This window comes from Bartonella sp. MM73XJBT (assembly GCF_028618465.1).
Classification (GTDB): domain Bacteria; phylum Pseudomonadota; class Alphaproteobacteria; order Rhizobiales; family Rhizobiaceae; genus Bartonella.
The window spans coordinates 1-23,163 of sequence record NZ_JAQISY010000011.1 but is presented as its reverse complement, the minus strand read 5'-3'; the positions used below and the strand labels follow the sequence as shown (position 1 = coordinate 23,163).

The following is a 23,163-nucleotide window of genomic DNA, read 5'->3' as shown; positions in this document are numbered from 1 at the left end:
GCTCATAAAAGATTACACTCAAAATCTTATGGAATAATTGCTCATTATTTTGGGAATTGTTGTCCTTATATTATGTCTGATAAAATGAATTTACCTTTTGATAAAGAACATATTGAACCAATAGAATTACGTTCTGCTTTACAAGAGCGTTATTTAGCTTATGCGCTTTCTACTATTATGCACCGCGCGTTACCTGATGTCCGTGATGGTTTAAAACCGGTGCATCGGCGAATTGTCCATGCTATGCGTTTACTCAAGCTTAATCCAGGGCAGTCTTATGCTAAATGTGCACGGATTGTTGGTGATGTGATGGGAAAATTTCACCCCCATGGTGATGCCTCTATTTATGATGCATTGGTGCGTTTGGCTCAGAGTTTTGCTGTTCGTTATCCATTGGTGGATGGACAAGGCAATTTTGGTAATATTGATGGTGATAATGCTGCTGCTATGCGTTATACGGAAGCGCGTATGACTGAAGTGGCTGCGTTGCTGCTTGAGGGGATTAATGAAAATGCTATTGATTTTCGTTTAACCTATAATGAAGAAGATGAAGAACCAGTTGTTTTACCTGGAGCTTTTCCTAATCTTTTAGCAAATGGTTCATCAGGCATTGCTGTTGGTATGGCAACATCTATTCCACCCCATAATGTTGCTGAGCTTTGTGATGCAGCCCTCCATTTGATTGCATATCCCGATGTAAATGATGAGGAATTAAATCGCTTTGTTCTTGGTCCTGATTTTCCAACAGGTGGTATTTTAGTTGAGCCTAAAAAGAGTATTGAGGAATCTTATCGTGTTGGACGTGGATTTTTTCGCTTGCGTTCACGTTGGCATCAGGAAACTGGCAGTCGTGGTTCTTATGTGATTGTTGTGACCGAAATTCCCTACCAAGTTCAAAAGTCACGCCTTATTGAAAAAACAGCAGAATTGCTCCTTGCACGACGCTTACCAATGCTTGAAGATATTCAAGATGAATCGGCAGAAGATATCCGCATAGTGCTTATTCCTAAAAATCGTACTGTTGATCCTGAACTCCTTATGGAGTCTCTTTTCAAATTGACTGATTTTGAAGTAAGATTTCCTCTTAATTTGAATGTTTTATCTTCTGGAAAAATACCCAATGTTCTTTCTCTGCGTGAAAGTTTACAGCAATGGCTCCAACATCGCCAAGAAGTGCTTGTTCGCCGTTCTCATTATAGGCTTGATCAAATTGATTGCCGATTAGAAATTCTTCATGGATATCTCATCGCATATTTAAATCTTGATGAGGTGATTCAGATTATTCGTGAAGAGGATGAACCAAAAAAGAAGTTCATCGACCGTTTTCAATTAACAGAAAATCAAGCTGAGGCTATTCTTAATATGCGTTTGCGTTCTTTACGTAAGCTTGAAGAATTTGAAATTCGTAAGGAATTTGAAAATTTGCGTGCTGAAAAAGAAAAACTGCAGAATTTGTTAGCCTCTCGTGTAAAGCAGTGGAAAGTGATTTCAGAGGAAATCATAAAGGTTCGTAAAATTTTTGGTCCTGATACTCTTTTGGGAAAAAGACGTACGACATTTGAGGAGGCACCAAAGCATGATATTGATGATATTCACCAAGCGATGATCGAAAAAGAACCAGTTACGATTGTAATTTCTGAGAAGGGCTGGATGCGTGCTTTAAAAGGACATTTAAGTGATTATAATGCGCTTTCATTCAAAGAAGGGGATTGTTTGAAGTTAGCTTTTCCAGCATTCACTACAGATAAAATTATTGTAGTAAGTACGGGGGGAAAGTTTTTTGCTATTGCTGCAAATACTTTACCTGGAGGAAGGGGGCATGGTGAACCCATTCGCCTTTTAGTTGATATGGATGATGAGCACGATGTTTTGACAGCTTTTGTCTATCATGCACAGGATAAATTGCTTTTAATTTCATCTCATGGAAATGGTTTTATTGTATCTGCAACCGAAGTGATTGCTAATACACGAAAAGGCAAGCAAATTATGAATGCAAGGGCTTCTGATAAAGTAAGGCTTTGTATTCCAGTAAAAGGTGATCATGTTGCAATAGTTGGTGAAAACCGTAAAATGCTTATTTTTGCCATTGAACAAATACCAGAAATGAGTCGTGGTAAAGGTGTTCGTCTGCAACGTTACAAAGAGGGCGGTATTGTTGATGCCAAAACCTTTCATTTATCAGAAGGGCTAAGTTGGCAAGATACAGCTGAGCGCTGTTTTAACCGTCAAGCTGATGACCTTATTGAGTGGATGGGAATGCGTGCTGGAGTGGGGCGTTTGGTTCCCAAAGGATTTCCAAAATCAGGAAAATTTACGAATTGAATTGTTGATCTGATTTATAAATTATAGACCGTTAAAAAGAACAACTGTATGATTTTCTTTGAGTAAGAGTATTGTGAACCTTTTTTTGAGTTGCTTCTATTCGTTAGGATTATGGTGATATTGCCTAAAAAGATATCCACGTTCAGCCCATAGAACAAGAAATATGGCGATGATGCTGAGAAAGAAAAATGCTGCTGAATTGGGTATTGTTGTTTCATCAAATTGTTGTGCAATAAAAAAGCCAAGACTGGTGGCGATAGATGTCTGAAGAAAACCAGATACGGAAGATGCTGTCCCAGCAATTTCCCCTACAGATTCGAGAGCAAGTGTATTGAAATTAGCCATAATGCCGCCACAGGCAAACATCAATATACAAAACAGCAGCATGTAAAAAGGAAAAGGGATAACACCATCTGTTAAGAGTGAGCCAATAAACCAAATACATGAGGTGATACAAAAGAGCAAAAGCATGGTGTGTGCGATACGTCGCATGCCAAGACGTCCAACCAATTGAGAATTAAAGAATGATGATAGAGCTTGAAAAGCCGCACCAACAGCAAAGGCAATTGGAAACCAGAGTCCTAGATTGTAAATTCCTTCATATGTTTGCTGCGATGTATTAACAGCGGTAAAAATACAACCTAAAACAATAGAAGTTGCTAGTGTGTAGCAAAGTGTGGTGCGATTGGTTATGACGACCCATAAGTTATGTTTGACCGAAGAAAAAGAAAGAGAACGTTGTCTATAAAGAGTTTCAGGCAAGCGTAGTTGAATCCAAATCATCAGTCCAAAACCAATAATTGCCATAAAGATAAAGATAATTTGCCAGTTTCCAAACAATAAAATGAATTGTCCTGTTGCTGGTCCAATCATGGGTGCAATAAGAAAAACCATCATAACGATAGACATAACTTCTGCCATTTTTCGACCACTGTAAAGATCGCGTACAACAGAAACAGTAAGGACGCGCATAGCAGCACCTCCTATACCTTGCAAGATACGTAAAATAAGCAATAGAGAAAAGTTGGATACAAAAGCACAACCAATCGCTGTAACGGCATAAAATGCAAGACCAAGGAGAATAAGTTTACGACGTCCATAACGATCACTTATCGGACCAAAAAATATTTGTGTGATGCCATAACTTATAAGATAACTAGAAATGATATAATGTTGATCATTTTCATTGAGAACATGTAAGCTGTTCAAAATATCAGGCATGGCTGGAAGCATAATGTCAACAGCTATAGAATTGATAGCCATGAGTGCTCCAATAAGAAGAACAAATTCTTTATAGCCAATTCTTTTTCTAATCGCATCACGGTGCGTTTGTTCGTCAATTAAATATGACATAAGGCATCCTTGAAATAACAATTTCTACCGACCACAGCTCTTTTTAAGAGGCTGAAAAATGAAAGATACCTATGATTTATTACAAGGAATATTTTTCTCTTTTAACAGTTCTTGCAATTCATTATTTTGAAACATTTCTTTCACAATATCACAACCACCAACAAACTCACCTTTGATATAGAGTTGTGGAATTGTTGGCCAATTTGAGTAGTCTTTAATTCCTTGACGCAATTCATGAGAAGTTAAGATATTGATCCCTTTATAATCTAATCCTAAATAATCAAGGATTTGAACAACCTGTCCTGAGAATCCGCATTGCGGAGCATTGGGGGTTCCCTTCATGAATAAAACGACGTCATTTTCTTTAATTTCGTTGTCAATAAAATCATGAACAGTGCTCATCTTTATTCCTCAATATTGCAGATTTTGTAAATGTATGTTGTACATTCATGATATTTTCTACTCGTATTGAGTGAATGAATGCAAGAAGAATTTTTAAAATCATTTGGGAATATTCGTTTGCAGCATTAACGCATGAAGATCATTTCCCATATTGCCTTTAAGAGCATCATAGACCATTTTATGTTGCTGGACACGGCTTTTCCCGCGAAAACTTTCAGAAGTCACCTCAGCAGCGTAATGCTCTCCATCGCCAGCCAGATCACGAATTATCACAGTTGCATCGGGAATACCTTCGCGAATAAGTGTTTCAATCGCATGGGCACTCATTGCCATGATTATTCTCCTTTATTTATTCTTTGTCAGAATCGCATTAAGTCAAGTAGAGACGAAGAACTTTTTATTCCTCGCCCATGAATTGCGGAAACCAACTTTCATAAGCTTGTGTAAGTTTGTCTATGGAAAGTGCTAATATCCCCTCTATGTCAAGAGAATCACCCTCAACTCGACCAAGTTCCGTTAAAGAAACTGCGTTTGTTTGTGCGAGTTCTTTAAGATCGCTGAGGGCATGAGATTTGACGCTTAAAAGATAACGCGCTTGGTCTTCTGCAAAAAGCTCTGCATGAGATGGTTGTTTGTTGCTTAATTTGACTTTAATTCCTTTCTCAGCTTTTATGACCATTTCTGCAAGAGCAATGGCTAATCCACCGTCAGAAATATCATGAGCGGCATTTACAAAACCATGATCAATGACATCTCGAACAAATTGTCCATGCTTTTTTTCAAGCTGTAAATCTACCTGAGGTGGTGCACCTGTCTCAATATTTAAAATATTACGTGCATAGATTGATTGACCTAAATGAGAGCCGCATGCTCCAATCAAAACAATAGTATCTCCATTTTGCATACCACTGATTGTTACCATTTTAGACCAGTCAGCAAGAAGGCCGACACCAGCAATTGTTGGGGTAGGAAGAATTGCTTCTCCATTGGTTTCATTATAAAGAGAAACATTTCCTGAAACGATAGGGAAGTCGAGGATTCTACAAGCTTCCCCTATACCTTTAATGGCAAAAACCAATTGTCCCATAATTTCAGGTTTTTCAGGATTACCAAAATTGAGATTATCTGTAGCGGCTAATGGTGTTGCACCTGTCGTGCTGATATTTCGCCAGCATTCTGCGACGGCTTGTTTTCCTCCTTCATAAGGATCAGCTTCACAATAGCGAGGTGTTACATCAGAAGAAAAAGCAAGAGCACGTTTGTCATGACTGCTTACACGAATGACTCCAGCATCACCTCCTGGACGAACAAGCGTATTTCCTTGAATAAGTGTATCATATTGTTCATAAACCCATCGCCTTGAACTTTGATCAGCAGAATTCAATAATGAGAGAAGTGCATCTCCCAAATTTTCAACCTTCTCAATTTCTTCTACTTTAAGAAGTGGCTTTTTTACGGGTTCACTCCAAGGACGATCATAAACAGGCGCTTCATTCCCAAGTTCCTTGATGGGAAGATTGACGACTTCCTCTCCTTGATGAAAGACACGGAAACGTAAATCATCGGTTGTTTTTCCAATAATGGAAAAATGAAGTCCCCATTTATGAAAAATTGCTGCAGCTTGCTTTTCTAGCTCTGGTTTCAATATCATGAGCATGCGTTCCTGGCTTTCAGAAAGCATCATTTCATAGGCTGTCATGTTTTCTTCACGAACAGGAACTTTATCAAGATTAAGCTGTATCCCTAAATCTCCTTTTGCTCCCATTTCAACCGCAGAAGATGTTAAACCTGCTGCCCCCATATCTTGAATAGCAACGACAGCTCTCAGTTCCATGAGTTCTAAGCAAGCTTCAAGAAGGCATTTTTCTGTAAAAGGATCACCTACTTGGACTGTTGGGCGTTTTTCACTCATTGAATCGTCAAATTCGGCAGAAGCCATTGTTGCTCCACCAACACCATCACGTCCTGTTTTTGCTCCAAGATAAACAACAGGAAGTCCTACTCCTTGGGCTTTGGAATAAAAAAGAGAGTTGGTCTTTGCAATACCAGCGACAAAGGCATTTACAAGGATATTGCCATTATAGCGCTTGTCAAAATTGACTTCTCCACCAACGGTTGGGACGCCAAAAGCATTACTATAACCACCTATTCCAGAAACAACGCCAGAAACAAGGTGGCGTGTTCGAGGATGACTTGGAGCCCCAAATCGCAAGGCATTCATAGCTGCAACAGGACGTGCACCCATGGTAAAGACATCACGCAAAATACCACCAACACCCGTTGCTGCACCTTGATAAGGTTCAATATAGGAGGGATGGTTATGGCTTTCCATTTTGAAAACAACGCATTGCCCCTCACCAATATCAACGACACCAGCATTTTCACCAGGTCCTTGAATGACACATTTTCCTTCTGTTGGAAGTGTTTTAAGCCATTTTTTGGATGATTTGTAGGAACAATGTTCGTTCCACATTGCCGAAAAAATTCCCAGCTCAGTAAAGGTTGGCTCTCTACCAATTAAGGTCAGGATATGTTGATATTCATTATCTTTTAGACCGTGTTGGACAATGAGTTCTGGCGTAATGGCTCTGTTATTGCAAGGATTCATGAATTTTTATCCGTCAAATTGATCAAGATTTAGCTTCTTTATTATTTTAAATCTAGCAGCTTAGGTCATCAAGAGTCTTATCGTTTGATAAGGCAGTGGTCTATAGATCCTAAACGAAAATGCTTGTTATTGTCTCTTGTTATTAAGGTCTTTTGAATAAATCTTTGTGTGTTTTTAAAGTACACTCCGTTGTGTTTGTAAAAATATTTTATTGGTAAATTTGTCGTGTGGGAAAATGATACAGATTTTTGACTTTAACACAGTGAGGCAGCATAAAATCTTCTTTGTTATTATCCATTGGTCAATTCTAAAGCACTTTGGAAAAGCAAACGACCATCAGTACCACCATGTGCGGGTTCAATAAAATTTTCAGGATGAGGCATCATACCAAGAATATTACCAGCCTTATTGACGATACCAGCAATGTCCTTTATCGAACCGTTGGGATTTGTATTTTCTGCATAGCGAAAAACAATTTGCTCATCGTCTTCCATTTGTTTTAATGTCTCACTGTCGACAAAATAATTTCCATCGTGATGTGCAACAGGACAACGAATAATTTGCCCTTTGGAATAATAGCGAGAAAATTTTGTATTGGCATTTACCACTTCAAGCTTTATTTCACGACAAACAAATTTCAATGAGGTGTTACGCATTAAAGTGCCGGGTAATAAACCAGCTTCCAATAAAATTTGAAATCCATTACATATGCCAATGATTGTAACACCTTTTTTTGCTTTCTCACGCACAGCTTGCAAAACGGGGGTTCTTGCACCGATAGCTCCACATCTTAAATAGTCCCCATAAGAAAAACCACCAGGAATAACAATGATATCTACATCCGGAATTGTTGTTTCTGTTTGCCAAATTTTAAACGGTTCGATTCCTGTTATATGGTGTAGTGCTGCAACCATATCCCCATCGCGATTTAATCCAGGTAATTGAATAATAGCAGTTTTCATGAAGTGTCCCACTTACAGAAGCTCTATAGTGCAGTCTTCAATGACGGTATTTGCCAGTAACTCTTTACACATTTCTTCAAGTTTTTGCGTTGCAGTTTCAGAAGGCTGATCATCGAGCACAACATCAAAAACTTTTCCTTGGCGAACGGAATGAATGCCTTTGAACGCTAAACTTTTTAAAGCACCTACAATTGCTTCTCCTTGTGGGTCAAGGACACTGTTTTTTAAAGTCACTGTAACACGTGCTTTCATTTTTTATCTCCTGTCGCTAAAGTTCCTCTTCTTAAAGAGGTTCATTTGCTAATATTAAAGGAATGTGATCTCATGTCACTATTTTACTAATACTGGACCAGTTGGTCGTGGAGGTTCATTCTCATTGATAATGCCAAGGCGTTTTGCCACTTCTTGATAAGCGTTAATAAGCCCACCCATATCACGCCGAAAACGATCTTTATCCATTTTTTCTCGTGTTTGCATGTCCCATAACCTTGCAGAATCAGGAGAGATTTCATCAGCAAGAACAATACGCATTGTTTCATCTTCCCATAGGCGTCCAAATTCCATTTTGAAATCAATGAGCTGAATGTTAACACCTGCAAAAAGCCCGGAAAGAAAATCATTAATACGAATCGAAAGTTGCATAATATCCTCTATTTCTTGGGGAACAGCCCATCCAAAGGCAGTGATATGCTCTTCCGTTACCATTGGATCATCAAGAGAATCATTTTTATAGTAAAATTCAATAATGGATTGCGAAAGGGCTGTTCCTTCTTCCAATCCCAAACGCTTGGCAAGAGAACCAGCAGCAACGTTACGAACAACAACTTCCAATGGAATAATTTCAACGGCTTTAATGAGCTGTTCACGCATATTTATGCGTTTAATAAAATGGGTCGGGATACCCAAACGGCTAAGATGACTAAAGATATGTTCCGAAATACGGTTATTTAAAACCCCTTTTCCGTCGATAATTTCATGTTTTTTTGCATTAAAGGCAGTTGCGTCATCTTTAAAAAATTGAATATAGGTCCCTGGTTCAGGTCCTTCATATAAAATTTTGGCCTTGCCTTCATAAATACGGTGGCGACGATTCATCATGATTCTCTATTGATTTGAGAGGTTTCTAATAACACTGATAAGTAATACTATCCTAATTGTCAGAAATTCTCAATGATTGCTATAGCACTTCTTATATTTTTTGTCATTGGGACTTTGAGCAAAGAGTCATGAAACTACAAATATAGAGGGCGTGAAGGCAATTATCTCTCTTTCATTAAATTTTTGCAAGAAAATGAGAGAGAACCATAAGTCCTTCAGGCCAAGGTCCATGGCCAGATTCTGCATTAATGTGGCCAGATTGCCCAGCATCAACAAACAGTGCTCCCCAATCATTCGCAAGTTTTTCTGCTACTGAAAATTGACAAAATTCATCGTTGCGGCTGGCTATAATGACAGAGGGGAATGGTAATTTTTTACCATGATAGGGACCAAATGTCATAAAATGTTTGGGGCGGATGTTTTCATTGTTTACATCTGGAGGTGCAACAAAAAAAGCGCCACAAACTTTTTCTGCGTTTTGTTTCGTTGCATGAATAGCTGTAGGAACGCCTAATGAGTGGGCAATAATCACAACAGGTTTTTGTGCTTGTGCAATGGCGCTTTTAACCTCATTAACCCATTCTTCACAAACAGGTTTCGACCAATGGGTTTGTTGAACGCGGCGGGCTGTAGATATTTTTTTTTCCCATCGTGTTTGCCAATGATCAGGACCAGACCCTTTGTAGCCAGGAACAATAAGAATATCGAGTTGATTTGCTTTCATTAATTGCTTCTTTCATTACCACAGCTTTTGTCTCATGAGGCAAGGACAACATGCTTGTTGCTTGTGTACAATATATGCTTTTGTCATTTTCCAAAAACGCGTTGAAAAATCGTGTTGATATGTTTGGTGTGGTAGGAAAGATCAAATTTTTCACGAAGTTCTGCTTCACTTAAAGCTTTTGTAACATCTTTGTCATGGAGTAATTCTTCTAAAAAATCTTTTCCTTGTTCCCACACCTTCATCGCATTGCGTTGTACAATTCGGTAAGAATCTTCACGACTCATTCCAGCTTGCGTGAGTGCTAAAAGCACTCGTTGTGAATGAACAAGCCCTCGGAATTTGTTGAGATTTTTTTGCATATTTTCTGGATAGACAATTAAATTTTCAATAACGGATGTGAGTCGAGCAAGAGCAAAATCAAGGGTAATGGTAGCATCAGGGCCAATATAGCGCTCAACAGATGAATGGGAAATATCTCGTTCATGCCAAAGTGCTACATTTTCCATGGCAGGTATTGCAAAGGCACGTACCATACGCGCTAATCCAGTGAGATTTTCGGTTAAAACGGGATTACGCTTATGGGGCATAGCCGATGAGCCTTTTTGTCCAGGTGAAAAATATTCTTCTGCTTCCAAAACTTCTGTTCGTTGTAGATGACGTATTTCTATAGCTAATCTTTCAATGGATGATGCAATAACACCAAGCGTTGCAAAGAACATGGCGTGACGATCGCGTGGTATCACTTGGGTGGAAACGGGTTCAGGATGCAGTCCCAATGCTTTTGCTACATGTTCTTCAACGCGTGGGTCAATATTTGCAAAAGTGCCTACGGCACCTGAAATAGCGCAAGTGGAAATTTCTTCTCGTGCGGCAAGAAGGCGTTTGCGACACCGAGAAAATTCAGCGTATGCAAGAGCGAATTTGATACCAAATGTTATTGGTTCAGCATGAATACCGTGACTGCGTCCAATGGTAATTGTTTCTTTATGTTCAAAAGCACGTTTTTTTAATGCTTCAAGAAGTTGGTCTATGTCTTTTAGCAAAATATTACTGGCACGCATCAGTTGTATATTAAGCGTTGTATCTAGAATATCTGATGAGGTCATACCTTGATGAATGAAACGTGCTTCTGGTCCAATAAATTCAGCTAAGTGGGTTAGAAATGCTATAACATCGTGCTTGGTGATGTCCTCAATTTCATTAATGCGATTGACATCAAATTCGGCGGCTTTTCCTTTTTCCCAAATAATGTTTGCTGCTTCTTGTGGAATAATACCCAGTTTTGCTAGCGCATCACAGGCATGTGCTTCAATTTCAAACCAAATACGATACTTTGTTTGTGGTGACCAAATTGTTACCATTTCAGGGCGGGAATAACGTGTTATCATGACTTTTTCCTTATTGTGAGTGAATTGCGGCTTGGCGCAGTGCATTAATACGGGTTTTGTAAAGCGCTTTGTTGCCATCTTTATAAATTGCAGAGCCTGCGACAAATACATTTGCGCCCGCTTTCGCAGTTATCCCAATTGTATCAACAGTGATACCACCATCAACTTCAAGATCAATAGGCCTGTTTGCAATCATGTTTTTAACGCGTTTGATTTTATCTTTCATTTCTGGAATAAACTTCTGTCCTCCAAAACCAGGATTAACTGTCATGATGAGGATAAGGTCTAATTGATCAAGCAAATACTCAACTATATGTTCTGGCGTGCTTGGATTGAGAGCAATTCCTGCTTTTTTCCCCATTGCTTTAATTGTTTGCAACGAACGGTGAAGATGGGGAGTTGCTTCAGCATGAATGGTTATAATATCTGAGCCAGCCTTTGCAAAAGCTTCTAAATAAGGATCTACAGGTGTGATCATCAAGTGGACGTCAAATATTGCTTTGGTTAATGGGCGGAGAACCTTGACGATATCTGGGCCAAAAGTGATATTAGGAACAAAGTGGCCATCCATGATATCAAGATGAAGCCAATCTGCTCCAGCATCAATAACATCAAGTACTTCTTGACCAAGTTTGGAGAAATCACAGGCCAAGAGCGAAGGTGAAATGAGGTGAGAATGGGGCATGAAGATCTCCTTGATAGGCTGTTTTTATCATGTCGTTTTGTATACTAAAATATCTTTTGTGCTATGACGTAAAAGAAAAATACATGTCATGAATTTTTTATGGAAAAATTATTGGGAATTTAAAAGCTGTATAAGTGAAGGATATGTCAAACCATACAACACATTTAATGCCTAAACTTCAACATAATATTACTGTTTCTTCGCAAGAATATCGAGATGCTATGAGTCATTTTGCAGGAGCTGTGCATATTGTGACCACAAATGGTATGAGAGGAAGACGCGGGGTAACGGTTTCAGCGTGTTGTTCTTTATCTGATGATCCTCCAACTATTCTTGTTTGTCTTATGCGGCATAACTTCAAGAATCGATTGTTTATGGAGAATGGGAACTTTTGTGTGAATAGTTTAGCGGGTAAACATCGTTCACTAGCGGATATTTTTTCTAGGCGTTGCAATATTACACAAAAAGAACGTTTTGATATCGCACAATGGAAGACGTTGCTAACTGGCGCACCTAGTCTTTCAGATGCTTTAGCGTCTTTTGATTGTCGTTTAATTTGTTGGCATGAACATGCAACCCATTGTGTTTTGATTGGTGAAGTTGTCGCGATCAGCCTTAATCAAGAAAAAGACGCTTTGATGTATTTGAATCGTAAATATCACACTCTATCTTTGTAAAGTTTTTTGTTTTTTACATATTGAGACAATTGATTGTTAATATATTTAAGGTTTAGCGAAATCATTGGATAAAGATGAGTTTACATGACACTGAATATCTACATTATTTATGGTTTATAGACATGGCTAAAAAGATGGATAGAAGAGCCCTGAACAACTGGTTATGTTGAGAAAATATATTTTATGCAAAAAAGTTGTGGAAACATACTCCGTGACTTTAAACACATTTTTAAGTAGATGGAAAAAGAATTTTACACTTGTGTTGCGTGGTGTTGCACAATATAGAGTCCGCACATACCATATATGGAGGTTTTTATGGCATGAGCGAAGAGATTGATCATCAATATCGCCCTAGTGAAGATGAGCCTTTTATGAATGAGCGACAAAAGGCATATTTTCGTGCTAAATTAGTTTCTTGGAAGAATGATATATTAAGAGAAGCGCGTGAGACTTTAGAAAATTTGCAAGAAGAGAATGTTGGTCAACCTGATTTGACCGATAGAGCATCTAGCGAAACTGATCGTACAATTGAATTACGTGCTCGTGATCGTCAGAGGAAACTCATTTCAAAAATAGATGCTGCTTTGGAGCGCATTGATAATGGAACTTACGGTTTTTGTGAGGAAACTGGCGAGCCTATTAGTATAAAGCGTCTTGAAGCCCGACCAATTGCAGTTTTATCGTTGGAAGCACAAGAGCGCCATGAACGACGAGAAAGAGTTTATCGCGATGATTAAAATCGATTACAATGTTTGCCAAATGAAACTCTTAGTGCTGGAATTGAGCATTTCATTTGTTTTGAGGGGGGATAAATAAAGATGGTTCGTGCCGTCCTTCGATTTCGGCGGTGATTGCTGAATCCTCTACATGTTGCTTCATAAAAGAAGCAGTGTTGTTGCTTTGCGCGTGTTCTCTTTTATTTAGAGATCTTTGTTCTGTGGACATGTTGCTTAGATTGGTTTCTTTTATCGATAATGTTGGCTGTGTGTCTTCCTTTTTTATGAGAGACGTACTGTTTATGTTGGCTTCTACAACAATGTCTGTAAGTCCGCCAATAAGAAGCAAATGCTCTTTATTATCACAACGTACCAAAACAAGACGACGTGTACGATCTATAACAATTGTTTCGCAGAGAGTTAATCGCGGTGGACGCTTATTTCTATGGATACTAAGCCTCTTTTTCTTTAAACGGCTTAAAAACAGGATGAGCATAGCAATAGCTATGCATGTTATGACGCAAAACACAAAGCTTGTGATTATGTTAGCGGTGGTTGTACCTATTTGGTTTGATAACCAGATAACCATAAAACTTCTCCCATTTTAGAATGGAAATATTATTTTTATTGAGACAGCTTTGTAAATATACCCTACAGAGATTTTCTTAATAATATAAGAAAAAATCTTTTAACATTGAGTGATTTGTTTTGGGGGAGATATTATCATAGTATATACTTTATAACAACGGTTATAGAGGCAATTTATCGCTAAGCAATAGCGATAATCAAGGCAAAGTGAGATGGATAAAGGTTTTGAGAATAGTGAAAGATCATTATCTTCTTCTGGATATCGAGGAGGTGTGATTCTTGGTATTGTTTTTATAATAGCTTTTCTCTTCATTTGGGGTGTTGTCGGTCTTTTTTATCCACAGAGCTTTTTGCAAAAGATTGGAATGGCGTTTTTTTGGGCTTTGGCAGCTATAGGGGGGGCTGCACTTGTTTTGAGTGGAATAGGGATTTTAAAGTATAATGCCGTGCAACTACATGATGAATGTGATCTTAATATTTTTAATAATAGCGATGACGCAATTATCGTCTCTGATTTATTTGGTTTTGTTTATTATTCTAATCAAAATTACCGAAAAATTCTTACCTATAACCCTCAGTCTTCTTGTTATGTGGTTATCGCTGATCTTCCAGGAGCTGGTGCATTGGCGTATCGCTTAAAGGTTGCTGCGTGTAATCATCTTGCCGCGCAAGAAGAGTTAAGAGTTGAACAAGCGATTTTTGCTCATTCTACGCAAAAAAGGGCTACTTGGTATAATATCTCTGTTCAACCGATCACAAAGCAGGGAAAAAAGCTTTTATTTTGGCGTATTGCTGATATTTCGCATTTGCAGGAATATCGTGAAGTTTTTTTCTCTCATCTTCAAGAAGCTATCAATCATTTAGATCAAGCACCTGTTGGTTTTTTATCCGTTAATGCACAAGGAATAGTTCTTTACGCAAATACGATTTTTGCTGAGTGGTTTTCAATTGATTTAGCAAATTTTTCTGTCGGTCAATATAGTTTTGATCAGTTATTGAACAGTGTTGGAGAAAAAATTACATGGAGTGATATTTGTTTGCAAAACAACAAATATCAAAGTTTAGGATACTCTTTGCCTTATAGGTTTTCATTATGTTGTAATACACAGAGCAGTGTTAAGAAAATATTGAATTGTTTTATGTGCGTTTCTTCTCTTTCAGAGGATGAGACCATTTATCGTATTGTGATCATTCCACAGCAAAAACAAAGGCAAGAGAATGATGATCAATTGAAATTACCCAGTGTTTTTGTGGAGTATTTTAATGCAAGTCCCTTTGCAATAGCGGTGGTGGATCAAAAAGGTCAATGGGTTCACATGAATAATACATTTTCATCATTGATGGGATGTACAGACAAAACTCTCAATCTTTATAATGTGATATCTCGTCGCGATCATACACTGTTAGAACGTGCATTTCAGAAAATGACCACAAATAAAAATGATACAGTTCTAGAGACCGTTTTGGAAAATAATGAAGAACGCCATTTGCGTCTTCATATTATGCCTATAAAGTCGTATTATGATGACCTTTTACAGGATTTTGTCATTATCTCTGTTATAGAAACAACAGAACACAAAACACTTGAAGATAGAATGATGCAAAGTCAGAAAATGCAAGCTGTTGGGCAATTGGCTGGCGGTATTGCGCATGACTTTAATAACGTTTTAACAGCAATTTTGATGTCTTGTGATCTTCTTTTAAATACGCACCGTAGTTCTGATCCTGCTCATGCGGATCTTATCAATATTAAAAATAATGCTAATCGTGCAGCGGCACTTGTACAACAATTACTCGCTTTTTCTAGAAAGCAAACACTTCGACCTGAAGAAGTTGATTTTACAGACTTTTTATCAGATATTCGCAATCTTATTTTACCTCTTTTGGGCAATAATATTCAATTAAAAATTATTCATGGAAGAGATTTATGGAGCGTTGAAGTTGATCAAGCATCTTTCCAGCGTGTGATTATGAATTTGGTTATTAATGCACGTGATGCTATGCCCAATGGAGGTGTGGTTACGATTGCAACAAATAATATTACAAAACAACAGAGTGCTGAATTCGACCATGTTGGTTGTGAAATTGGTGAGTATGTGCAATTGACTATTTCAGATACAGGGACCGGTATATCATCTGCTGTACAAGAAAAAATGTTTGAACCATTTTTTACAACAAAAGAAGTGGGAAAAGGAACTGGGCTTGGTTTATCAATGGTTTATGGAATTATCAAGCAGACAGGTGGTTATATTTATTGTGAGAGTAGAGAGGGTGAAGGAGCAACATTTCATATTTTTCTTCCTCGTTATATTCCTTATAAGAGTAGAAAAATTTCTCCACAGATTGAAAAAGCTGAAGAGCAAGAAAAAAATACAGATTTAACAGGATCTGCAACTGTTTTGTTGGTTGAAGATGAAGATGCTGTCAGAATGGGAGGAGTAAGAGCGCTGCAAATGAGAGGATATACTGTTTTAGAGGCAGCAAGTGGAGTGGAAGCCCTCGCCATTCTTGAGAAAAATAACGGAAAAATTGATATTATTGTTTCTGATGTGGTGATGCCAGAAATGGATGGCCCAACTTTGCTCAAAGAAGCACGTAAAAATTATCCTGATATCAAATTTCTTTTTGTTTCTGGATATGCAAAAGATGCATTTGCTAAAAATCTTCCTCAAGACGCTATTTTTGGTTTTTTATCTAAACCATTTACACTCAAACAATTAGCTTTAACAGTTAAAGAAACACTTGCACAATAAAATGAAAAGTTATGCAATAGAGAAATTATCTTATTATACGGTAGAGCATTGTTGTTTAAGGAGGATGGAATAGGATAAGGGATGTAAAAGTTTATACATTAGGTGTTTTCGTAAGTCATAGAAAAGAATATTAAAGTGGGAGGTATTCCGTAGCACCTATGGAGTTAAGCGCATGAAGTGATCAGTCGTGGGGAGCTGCGAAAAGAATCTAGATCGTTTATAGACTGTTGCGGTTCAGAATCAGCGTTTTTTAGAGTGGGGAGAGGGAAGTTATTTTAAGATTCTTTAGGTAAAAATTGGCAAATCCTGAAAAGATAAACATGGGCATAAAATTATTAAAGAGAATAAATAGCAGTTATTTTGGGTCCCTTTAGCCATTAAAAAAAGATCATAGATCTCGCATGAAAATTATTCGTGGGGAAAATGGTTTTTCTTATGTTGAAATATCGTAGATTCAAAATAGGATAATTGATGATAAATTTTAACTGTAATACTGGGAAACACTCAACGGCATATTCAAAAGGATAAAAGTTGTTGCTGGGTATTTACAGTTTTGTTTTTCCCTTCAATGAAGCTTTTTAAAGCCTGCGGATAGAGGATATGCTCTGCTTTAAGAACTCTCTGCGCTAAGCTTTCAGCAGTATCATTTGGGCAGACTGGAACGGCCGCTTGAGCAAGAATTTTTCCTGCATCCATGTCTTCTGTAACAAGATGAATAGTGCAACCAGTGATTTTAACACCTGCTTGTAAAACTCTTTCATGTGTATTTAAACCTTTAAATGAAGGTAAAAGAGAAGGGTGAATGTTTAAAATTCGCCCTTCATAAAGTTTTACGAAACGTGATGAGACGAGGCGCATATAACCTGCAAAGCAGAGTAGGTTCGGCTGATATTGAGCGAGAACCATGAAGATAGCTTCTTCATGGGCTTCTTTTGTTGGATAGCTTTTGCGATCAATAACATGAACAGGTAGGTTATGATGATAAGCTTTTTCAATGCCAGCAGCATGAGGATTATCACAAATAATTGCAACGATTTCAGCAGGGTATTTTTTTTGTTTACAGGCATTGGCAAGGGCAACCATATTAGATCCGTTGCCAGAAATAAAAATAACAATTCGTTTTTTCATAAGTAAAGCACACCTTTGTAGAGTATTCCTTTATCTTGGCGTTTTGTTAAAACGCCAAGGTTGGTAACGGTTTCTCCTTGCATTTCAAGTTCTTGCGTAATTTTTTCAACTACTTGTTGTGCTACAATAACAATCATGCCAATGCCGCAATTGAATGTTCGTAGCATTTCTGTTTTTTCTATTTTACCTTGTTTGGCAATCCATGAGAAGACGGAGGGGACATGAATGTTAGAAAGATTGATTTCAGCGCAGAGAGAAGATGGAAGTACCCGTGGGATATTTTCAGGAAAGCCACCACCGGTGATATGTGCAAGAGCTTTGATCCCTTGGTAATTTCGCATAATAGGAAGAAGTGATTTTACATAAATGCGTGTTGGTGTGAGGAATGCTCTACCAAGGCTCATTTGAGTATTAAACGGGGCTGGATCTTCCCATTTGAGAGGGCTCTGTTGAACGATTCGCCTGACAAGAGAAAAGCCGTTGGAATGAACTCCAGATGCGTTAAGACCTAAAATGATATCACCTTCTGTAAGGTCTTTTGAAGGGAGTAATGCGCCACGTTCACATGCTCCTACAGCAAAACCAGCTAAATCATAATCTCCTTGTGCGTACATACCTGGCATTTCTGCAGTCTCTCCCCCAATAAGGGCTGCCCCTGCTTGTTTACATCCTTCAGCAATACCGGAAATGATTGCAGCACCTTGTTCAGGATCAAGCTTCCCTGTTGCGAAATAATCGAGAAAAAAGAGAGGTTCAGCACCTTGTACGAGTAAATCATTCACACACATAGCGACAAGATCAATTCCCACAGTATCATGGATACCTGCTTCAATGGCAATTTTTAATTTTGTTCCCACACCATCATTGGCAGCTACAAGAATGGGATCTGTGAAGCCTGCTGCTTTTAAATCAAAAAGTCCACCAAAACCACCAATTTCTCCATCGGCTCCTGTGCGTTTTGTTGCACGTATGAAGGGTTTAATTTTTTCTACCATAGCATTGCCCGCATCAATGTTTACACCGGCTTTTGCGTAGGTAAGACCACAGTTGGATTTATCATTTATGATATCTTGATTGCTCATTGGAGCCTTCCTTATGAAAAATCAGGTTTTAATGTTATGCAATGCCATGATAGAGTGATCTCTGCAAGAGATATTGATAAGAAAAGAAGCAACTTTACTTGTAGCTTATGGTGAAGAAGTTTATAATCTTTGTGGAGAGTTTTTTTTAGGATATTTTATGAGCAAGATATCAGATAATCACGGACAATCTTCTTGGCAGCTTATGAAAAAAAAAGTGCGTGAGAATGGTTCTGGTGACCGTTATAAGACTTATGTACCAGCTTATACTCAAATACCGTTACCCAATAATATGAAGAAACAAATTTTTTTCTGGCTTGGTACACTGTTTTTTTTCATTCTTTTTATGTTTGTTTTTGGATCCATTTTGCTTCCTTTTGTAGCAGGAATTGTGTTGGCTTATTTTCTTAATCCCATTGTTCAATTGCTTGAAAAATTTGGTATTCGTCGTGCTTTTGGCACTATCCTCATTACTGTGTTAATTCTTGTTGTTTTTGTTGCTGCTTTAGTTATTTTGATTCCTATTATCAGTTGGCAAATACAACAATTTGTGAGTAATGGTTTACCCGTTTATATTAATCGTATTCAAACTTTTTTTGTTGAACACGATTTTGATTGGGTTAGGCGCTATTTTGGGAGTGATCCAAATGAATTACAGAGTAATATTAAAGGACTTTTAGGCAAAAGTTCTGATTTTATTACCTCTCTCTTAAATTCACTTTTAAAGTCAGGAAAATCTATCGTTAATCTTGTCAGCCTATTTGTCGTGACACCTGTCGTGACGTTTTATATGCTCTTAGATTGGCCCCGTATGGTTGCAACAATTGATTCGTTGATACCGCGCGATCATCTTGAAACCGTTCGTAGTATTTTTTATGAAATGGATAGAGCTATCGCTGGTTTTGTTCGTGGACAAGGAACAGTTTGTCTCATATTAGGAGGATATTATGCTATTGGTCTGACTATCACGGGACTCAATTTTGCTCTTTTGATTGGTATGTTTATTGGCCTTATCAGCTTTGTTCCTTATATTGGTACAATGAGTGGTTTTATACTTTCTGTTGGTGTTGCCTGGGTTCAATTCTATCCAAATAATTGGGGGGGGATTGTCGTTGTTGTGATTCTCTTTTTAATTGGTCAATTTGTCGAAGGCTACATTCTCCAACCAAAACTTGTGGGGTCATCCGTGGGATTACATCCAGTGTGGTTGATGTTTGCACTTTTTGCTTTTTCTTCACTTTTTGGTTTTACTGGTATGCTCGTTGCTGTTCCTGCGGCAGCGGCTGTTGCTGTTTTAGTTCGTTTTGCTCTTCATACGTATCTTAATTCTCAGATGTATTCGCGAAGTGAAAATTCGGAGCTGCTAGAATGAATGGGCGTGAAACGCAATTACCTTTAAACTTTCCTTACAATCCGATTTTTCGATTCGATGATTTAGTGGTGACTGAAAGCAATCGTATGGCTTTTCAGCTTATTGATCATTGGCCAAATTGGGCTTTCCCTATTGCAGTTTTGGTTGGACAAGAAGGATCTGGAAAAACGCACTTTTCTAACGTATGGCTGCAAAAAACGAATGCTTTAAGTATTCATCGCAATGAAATTGATCAAGCTGTGGCTATGGCTTCTTTAGGACGAGCATGTTTAATTGAAGATATTGATGCGGGGGAAATTAGTGAGACAGGGCTCTTTCATTTGATGAATAGTGTTAAGCAAGCAAATCTTGATAAACGTCAGGCTACTTTGTTGATAACTGCTCGTACAGTACCATCAGCATGGGATTTAAAGTTAAATGATTTAAAAAGTCGTCTTAATTCAGTTGTATTGGTTGCTATTAATCAACCTGATGACGCATTGTTAACAGCTGTTGCTTTCAAACTTTTTTCGGATAAGCAGATTATTGTTCATCCAGATGCTGTTTCTTATCTTGTAAGCCGTTGTGAACGTTCTATATTTGCACTGAAGCGTGTTATTGATTCGGTTGATTGGTTAACATTACAACGAAAGCGCAAAGTAACGCGTGCTATCATTAGTGAAGTTCTTAATATTGAAATTCAATAAATGTTTTTTAGTATGGCTCAAACTGTTCAATAAAAGTGCTGCTGTTCTATTGTTTTGCTATTGTCGTAAATAGAAATGTGGTTCTTTAAGTGTTTGCTTTTTTGACAGCTGTCTAAAGTTAATAAAGTAGTGTATTTTTGTTTATCTGTTTCTCGCATGATAGTATTTTTTATGAGCTTTTTTGTCGTTTGCACAAATATGTTCAGCATTTGAAAATAATTTTACAAACGAATCTTTTTTTATAATGAAAGTTTTATAATTTAAGAAAAATATTTATTTTTTAATTTAGGTATTGGTATTGTTAGAAAAACATAGAATTGAAAAAACAAAAGTGATCAGGTGAGAGGTAATAACAGGAGATTTTTAATTTTTTATGATTCGTTCTGAATCCTCTATTATGAAAAATAGCTAGAATTTTATAGTTTTTTGTGATGCTAAATGAGCGCATGAGGATCGTATTTATGAGATGTTTCTGATGTCATGGAAATCATTTTTGAAATGATATAATATTTAAAGTTTTTATAGAGAATTGCGTTATTTGTTAACCTCAATTAACTTCCTTGCTTGATGGATATTGTTTTTTTATTTCTGTCAATGAATCTTTCAAATAAGAGAAAAAACTAAAAAAGTGCTTTCTTGTAGAGAAATACAATAAAATTTTTTAAAAAATGTGTTTTTCTCTTGCACTTCTGTCGTGAAAATTTTAGGGAAGATGCATCAAATGAATATAAATGGCGGAGCGTAGCGCAGCCTGGTAGCGCACCTGATTTGGGATCAGGGGGTCGTAGGTTCGAATCCTATCGCTCCGACCATATTTGATTTTATGTGAGGGAATGCTACAATCGGTGTGTGGTGAGAAATTATCATTCAAGTGTTGTGTAGTCTAAAGGAAAGTAGCTATGATTGCGCGTATTTATAGTCCTGCAAAGACGGCTATGCAGTCAGGTAGAAGGAATACTGGTTTTTGGATTTTGCAATATGAGCCATCACAGGCAAAAATGCTTGAACCTCTTATGGGGTATACGGCAACCTCTGATATAAGAAGTCAGATAAAAATCCATTTTAAGAGCAAGGAAGAGGCGATTGCTTTTGCAGACAAAAATGCTATTCCTTATCGTGTAGAGAGAACGCATAGGTCGATTCGGCGTGTTGTTTCTTATTCTGATAATTTTCGTAGTGATAGGCAACAACCTTGGACGCATTGAGTTTAAGGATGTTGTTTCTAATGGAGAGAATAATCAGTTGGTCCCGTAGCTCAGCTGGATAGAGCAACGGCCTTCTAAGCCGTGGGTCACAGGTTCGAATCCTGTCGGGATCACCATGCTTAGATAATATCAATAGCTTATACAAAAGTTCGCGAATTTATGTTTTTTTGATTCTATGAACTTGTTTTTCTATGTACTCTGAACCTTTTGAAAGTTTTTATTTGTTCTACTGCTAAGTGTTTTCTATTGACTTTTTTAGTATAAAGTTGATGCTAGTCTGTTGTTTTGTCTAGCTAAAAATTGCTTTAAGTTGTGATACGGTAGCTTTCCTGTATAGGTTGCAAATAGGTGCTTCTGCTTATTTTCTCAAATCCATGTGCTGATTTATTGATTCCTGCTTGATTTATACGCTGCACGAAACAGCTTGCTAAAACTCTCTTTGACAGGCTTGTTTCTACCTTTCCCAAAAATGAATATTTTATCACTTAGGGAGCAACTTAAAGGTTTCCTGCTTATTCCGCTAAAATAGGAAAAAATAGCTGTTTTAAATTGGTTTTTTCTATCTTGAGATGAATGATATGGATCTTTTATAACTTTTTAGTTTATCCTAACTGTATCATCGTGGCAAAATATATAAAGCACGTCAATTCAAATACGCACATACGGATACCTAACTGTCCAGTAACAGGGCAGTATGGGTTGATATCTTCTTCTGATTATAGCATGAAATTTTTTTGTTTTCAGAAAGGGGAGGCGGTTTATATTCAAGGCAAAATTTCTGTTTAAAAGAATATTATCAAATGCTTAATTAAAAAGATTTTTTTAATAATGAAGATTGCGCATTGTTTCACACTTTTTTTCACGTTCTTTAATGGGGAATGCCTCTCATGCAAAACAGAACGCCACCCAGTTATACATTCACGAGCTTTTTTAAAAGAAGCATCTTTTAAGGCACCCAAGCCCATTTCACGACGGTACCCGTGAATAGTATAACGTTAAATCCATTGGGACTTCTCATCTTTAAGCTTATGAAGTAACAAGCCGGCACCATTATACTATTTTCCAGCCTCCCATGTTGCTACAGCCCTTGTCACCTAAGACTCTTCATAAGAGCCGTTTTTAGTTCTTTCTTGTACAATTTTTAACCACACACTTATCCCACTTGTGATGTGTAAGCGAGTGATTTTGATTGATTCAACATGAGAAAGGCTTGAAATGAGAGAATCTTATGGTATCCAAGTTTCTAATTTAATAATTAACACTAAATTCTCATTATAAATCAATGTCTTGTGTTATAACGTAGGAACCAAAGCGTTTTGCCAATCGACATTGTTGAAAAAGCTTAATCAAGGGGATTACGAATCGGTTCCGGTAGAATTACAGAAATGGAATAAGGTAGGAGGCAAGCGTCTTAAAG

General features: G+C 37.6%; 20 protein-coding genes, 2 tRNA genes and 2 pseudogenes. 10 read left to right on the top strand and 14 right to left on the bottom strand.

Going from position 1 to position 23,163, the window contains the following annotated elements:
* The first annotated feature begins 72 nt into the window (after positions 1–72).
* Positions 73–2,322 (top strand): DNA topoisomerase IV subunit A, encoded by a 2,250-nt coding sequence (gene parC, locus PVV69_RS05270; RefSeq protein WP_273720675.1) that lies wholly within the window; start codon positions 73–75, stop codon positions 2,320–2,322.
* A 96-nt stretch (positions 2,323–2,418) separates the two neighbouring features.
* On the opposite strand, the gene PVV69_RS05265 is transcribed toward parC, so the two are convergent.
* From PVV69_RS05265 to rpe, 10 genes are all read right to left on the bottom strand, one after another.
* The gene (locus PVV69_RS05265) at positions 2,419–3,675 is read right to left on the bottom strand and encodes a multidrug effflux MFS transporter (RefSeq protein ID WP_273720676.1); all 1,257 of its coding nucleotides are present in this window, start codon (positions 3,673–3,675) and stop codon (positions 2,419–2,421) included.
* 69 nt (positions 3,676–3,744) lie between these two features.
* Positions 3,745–4,077 carry a Grx4 family monothiol glutaredoxin gene (gene grxD, locus PVV69_RS05260; RefSeq protein ID WP_273720677.1) on the bottom strand — a complete coding sequence of 111 codons (333 nt, stop codon included), beginning with the start codon at positions 4,075–4,077 and terminating at the stop codon, positions 3,745–3,747.
* Positions 4,078–4,176: 99 nt separating this feature from the next.
* Positions 4,177–4,410: a BolA family transcriptional regulator gene (locus tag PVV69_RS05255; protein ID WP_273720678.1), complete on the bottom strand. Its 234-nt coding sequence runs from the start codon at positions 4,408–4,410 to the stop codon at positions 4,177–4,179.
* A gap of 64 nt (positions 4,411–4,474) precedes the next feature.
* Positions 4,475–6,685, bottom strand: a complete 2,211-nt coding sequence (gene purL, locus PVV69_RS05250) for a phosphoribosylformylglycinamidine synthase subunit PurL (protein ID WP_273756731.1) — start codon at positions 6,683–6,685, stop codon at positions 4,475–4,477.
* A gap of 290 nt (positions 6,686–6,975) precedes the next feature.
* Positions 6,976–7,647 carry a phosphoribosylformylglycinamidine synthase subunit PurQ gene (gene purQ / locus PVV69_RS05245; protein ID WP_273756730.1) on the bottom strand — a complete coding sequence of 224 codons (672 nt, stop codon included), beginning with the start codon at positions 7,645–7,647 and terminating at the stop codon, positions 6,976–6,978.
* A gap of 12 nt (positions 7,648–7,659) precedes the next feature.
* The gene (gene purS / locus PVV69_RS05240) at positions 7,660–7,899 is read right to left on the bottom strand and encodes a phosphoribosylformylglycinamidine synthase subunit PurS (protein ID WP_273720681.1); all 240 of its coding nucleotides are present in this window, start codon (positions 7,897–7,899) and stop codon (positions 7,660–7,662) included.
* A 78-nt stretch (positions 7,900–7,977) separates the two neighbouring features.
* The gene (gene purC / locus PVV69_RS05235; protein WP_273720726.1) at positions 7,978–8,742 is read right to left on the bottom strand and encodes a phosphoribosylaminoimidazolesuccinocarboxamide synthase; all 765 of its coding nucleotides are present in this window, start codon (positions 8,740–8,742) and stop codon (positions 7,978–7,980) included.
* Positions 8,743–8,920: 178 nt separating this feature from the next.
* Positions 8,921–9,469: an alpha/beta hydrolase gene (locus PVV69_RS05230; protein WP_273756729.1), complete on the bottom strand. Its 549-nt coding sequence runs from the start codon at positions 9,467–9,469 to the stop codon at positions 8,921–8,923.
* Positions 9,470–9,552: 83 nt separating this feature from the next.
* Entirely contained in the window at positions 9,553–10,857 is a 1,305-nt protein-coding gene (purB, locus tag PVV69_RS05225; protein ID WP_273756728.1) for an adenylosuccinate lyase, read from the bottom strand.
* Between the two features lie 10 nt (positions 10,858–10,867).
* The gene (gene rpe / locus PVV69_RS05220) at positions 10,868–11,542 is read right to left on the bottom strand and encodes a ribulose-phosphate 3-epimerase (RefSeq protein ID WP_273756727.1); all 675 of its coding nucleotides are present in this window, start codon (positions 11,540–11,542) and stop codon (positions 10,868–10,870) included.
* 143 nt (positions 11,543–11,685) lie between these two features.
* On the opposite strand from rpe, the gene PVV69_RS05215 reads away from it, so the two are divergent.
* Positions 11,686–12,219 (top strand): flavin reductase, encoded by a 534-nt coding sequence (locus tag PVV69_RS05215; protein WP_273756726.1) that lies wholly within the window; start codon positions 11,686–11,688, stop codon positions 12,217–12,219.
* Positions 12,220–12,539: 320 nt separating this feature from the next.
* Positions 12,540–12,956 (top strand): RNA polymerase-binding protein DksA, encoded by a 417-nt coding sequence (gene dksA / locus PVV69_RS05210; RefSeq protein WP_273756725.1) that lies wholly within the window; start codon positions 12,540–12,542, stop codon positions 12,954–12,956.
* A gap of 52 nt (positions 12,957–13,008) precedes the next feature.
* Here the strand turns inward: dksA and PVV69_RS05205 are convergent, their stop codons facing one another.
* Positions 13,009–13,524, bottom strand: a complete 516-nt coding sequence (locus PVV69_RS05205; protein WP_273756724.1) for a flagellar biosynthetic protein FliO — start codon at positions 13,522–13,524, stop codon at positions 13,009–13,011.
* A 211-nt stretch (positions 13,525–13,735) separates the two neighbouring features.
* Here PVV69_RS05205 and PVV69_RS05200 point away from each other — a divergent pair, with 211 nt between their 5' ends.
* Entirely contained in the window at positions 13,736–16,276 is a 2,541-nt protein-coding gene (locus PVV69_RS05200; protein ID WP_273756723.1) for an ATP-binding protein, read from the top strand.
* 516 nt (positions 16,277–16,792) lie between these two features.
* On the opposite strand, the gene purN is transcribed toward PVV69_RS05200, so the two are convergent.
* On the bottom strand, positions 16,793–17,404 hold the full coding sequence (gene purN, locus PVV69_RS05195; protein ID WP_273756722.1) for a phosphoribosylglycinamide formyltransferase: 612 nt from the start codon (positions 17,402–17,404) through the stop codon (positions 16,793–16,795).
* Entirely contained in the window at positions 17,401–18,486 is a 1,086-nt protein-coding gene (gene purM / locus PVV69_RS05190; RefSeq protein ID WP_273756721.1) for a phosphoribosylformylglycinamidine cyclo-ligase, read from the bottom strand. The genes purN and purM overlap by 4 nt, the downstream gene beginning before the upstream one ends.
* Positions 18,487–18,643: 157 nt before the next feature.
* Here purM and PVV69_RS05185 point away from each other — a divergent pair, with 157 nt between their 5' ends.
* The 5 genes from PVV69_RS05185 to PVV69_RS05165 all read left to right on the top strand — a co-directional run bounded on the left by PVV69_RS05185 (position 18,644) and on the right by PVV69_RS05165 (position 21,862).
* Positions 18,644–19,855: an AI-2E family transporter gene (locus PVV69_RS05185; protein WP_273756720.1), complete on the top strand. Its 1,212-nt coding sequence runs from the start codon at positions 18,644–18,646 to the stop codon at positions 19,853–19,855.
* Complete coding sequence (hdaA, locus tag PVV69_RS05180) at positions 19,852–20,541, top strand: DnaA regulatory inactivator HdaA (RefSeq protein ID WP_273756719.1); 690 nt, start codon at positions 19,852–19,854, stop codon at positions 20,539–20,541. The genes PVV69_RS05185 and hdaA overlap by 4 nt, the downstream gene beginning before the upstream one ends.
* 735 nt (positions 20,542–21,276) lie before the next feature.
* Positions 21,277–21,353 (top strand) — tRNA-Pro (locus PVV69_RS05175).
* A gap of 87 nt (positions 21,354–21,440) precedes the next feature.
* Complete coding sequence (locus tag PVV69_RS05170; RefSeq protein WP_273756718.1) at positions 21,441–21,746, top strand: ETC complex I subunit; 306 nt, start codon at positions 21,441–21,443, stop codon at positions 21,744–21,746.
* A 39-nt stretch (positions 21,747–21,785) separates the two neighbouring features.
* Positions 21,786–21,862 (top strand) — tRNA-Arg (locus PVV69_RS05165).
* Between the two features lie 709 nt (positions 21,863–22,571).
* Here PVV69_RS05165 and PVV69_RS05160 read toward each other — a convergent pair.
* A pseudogene (locus PVV69_RS05160) lies at positions 22,572–22,840 on the bottom strand (integrase arm-type DNA-binding domain-containing protein); the annotation flags it as partial.
* Positions 22,841–23,036: 196 nt separating this feature from the next.
* Here PVV69_RS05160 and PVV69_RS05155 point away from each other — a divergent pair.
* Positions 23,037–23,163 (top strand): annotated as a pseudogene (locus PVV69_RS05155) (lysozyme); the annotation flags it as partial.

Bases quoted from the DNA above. Each gene is read 5' to 3' on its own strand.
- parC (WP_273720675.1), top strand. From the start codon at position 73: ATGTCTGATAAAATGAATTTACCTTTTGATAAAGAACATATTGAACCA.
- PVV69_RS05265 (WP_273720676.1), bottom strand. From the start codon at position 3,675: ATGTCATATTTAATTGACGAACAAACGCACCGTGATGCGATTAGAAAA.
- grxD (WP_273720677.1), bottom strand. From the start codon at position 4,077: ATGAGCACTGTTCATGATTTTATTGACAACGAAATTAAAGAAAATGAC.
- PVV69_RS05255 (WP_273720678.1), bottom strand. From the start codon at position 4,410: ATGGCAATGAGTGCCCATGCGATTGAAACACTTATTCGCGAAGGTATT.
- purL (WP_273756731.1), bottom strand. From the start codon at position 6,685: ATGAATCCTTGCAATAACAGAGCCATTACGCCAGAACTCATTGTCCAA.
- purQ (WP_273756730.1), bottom strand. From the start codon at position 7,647: ATGAAAACTGCTATTATTCAATTACCTGGATTAAATCGCGATGGGGAT.
- purS (WP_273720681.1), bottom strand. From the start codon at position 7,899: ATGAAAGCACGTGTTACAGTGACTTTAAAAAACAGTGTCCTTGACCCA.
- purC (WP_273720726.1), bottom strand. From the start codon at position 8,742: ATGAATCGTCGCCACCGTATTTATGAAGGCAAGGCCAAAATTTTATAT.
- PVV69_RS05230 (WP_273756729.1), bottom strand. From the start codon at position 9,469: ATGAAAGCAAATCAACTCGATATTCTTATTGTTCCTGGCTACAAAGGG.
- purB (WP_273756728.1), bottom strand. From the start codon at position 10,857: ATGATAACACGTTATTCCCGCCCTGAAATGGTAACAATTTGGTCACCA.
- rpe (WP_273756727.1), bottom strand. From the start codon at position 11,542: ATGCCCCATTCTCACCTCATTTCACCTTCGCTCTTGGCCTGTGATTTC.
- PVV69_RS05215 (WP_273756726.1), top strand. From the start codon at position 11,686: ATGTCAAACCATACAACACATTTAATGCCTAAACTTCAACATAATATT.
- dksA (WP_273756725.1), top strand. From the start codon at position 12,540: ATGAGCGAAGAGATTGATCATCAATATCGCCCTAGTGAAGATGAGCCT.
- PVV69_RS05205 (WP_273756724.1), bottom strand. From the start codon at position 13,524: ATGGTTATCTGGTTATCAAACCAAATAGGTACAACCACCGCTAACATA.
- PVV69_RS05200 (WP_273756723.1), top strand. From the start codon at position 13,736: ATGGATAAAGGTTTTGAGAATAGTGAAAGATCATTATCTTCTTCTGGA.
- purN (WP_273756722.1), bottom strand. From the start codon at position 17,404: ATGAAAAAACGAATTGTTATTTTTATTTCTGGCAACGGATCTAATATG.
- purM (WP_273756721.1), bottom strand. From the start codon at position 18,486: ATGAGCAATCAAGATATCATAAATGATAAATCCAACTGTGGTCTTACC.
- PVV69_RS05185 (WP_273756720.1), top strand. From the start codon at position 18,644: ATGAGCAAGATATCAGATAATCACGGACAATCTTCTTGGCAGCTTATG.
- hdaA (WP_273756719.1), top strand. From the start codon at position 19,852: ATGAATGGGCGTGAAACGCAATTACCTTTAAACTTTCCTTACAATCCG.
- PVV69_RS05170 (WP_273756718.1), top strand. From the start codon at position 21,441: ATGATTGCGCGTATTTATAGTCCTGCAAAGACGGCTATGCAGTCAGGT.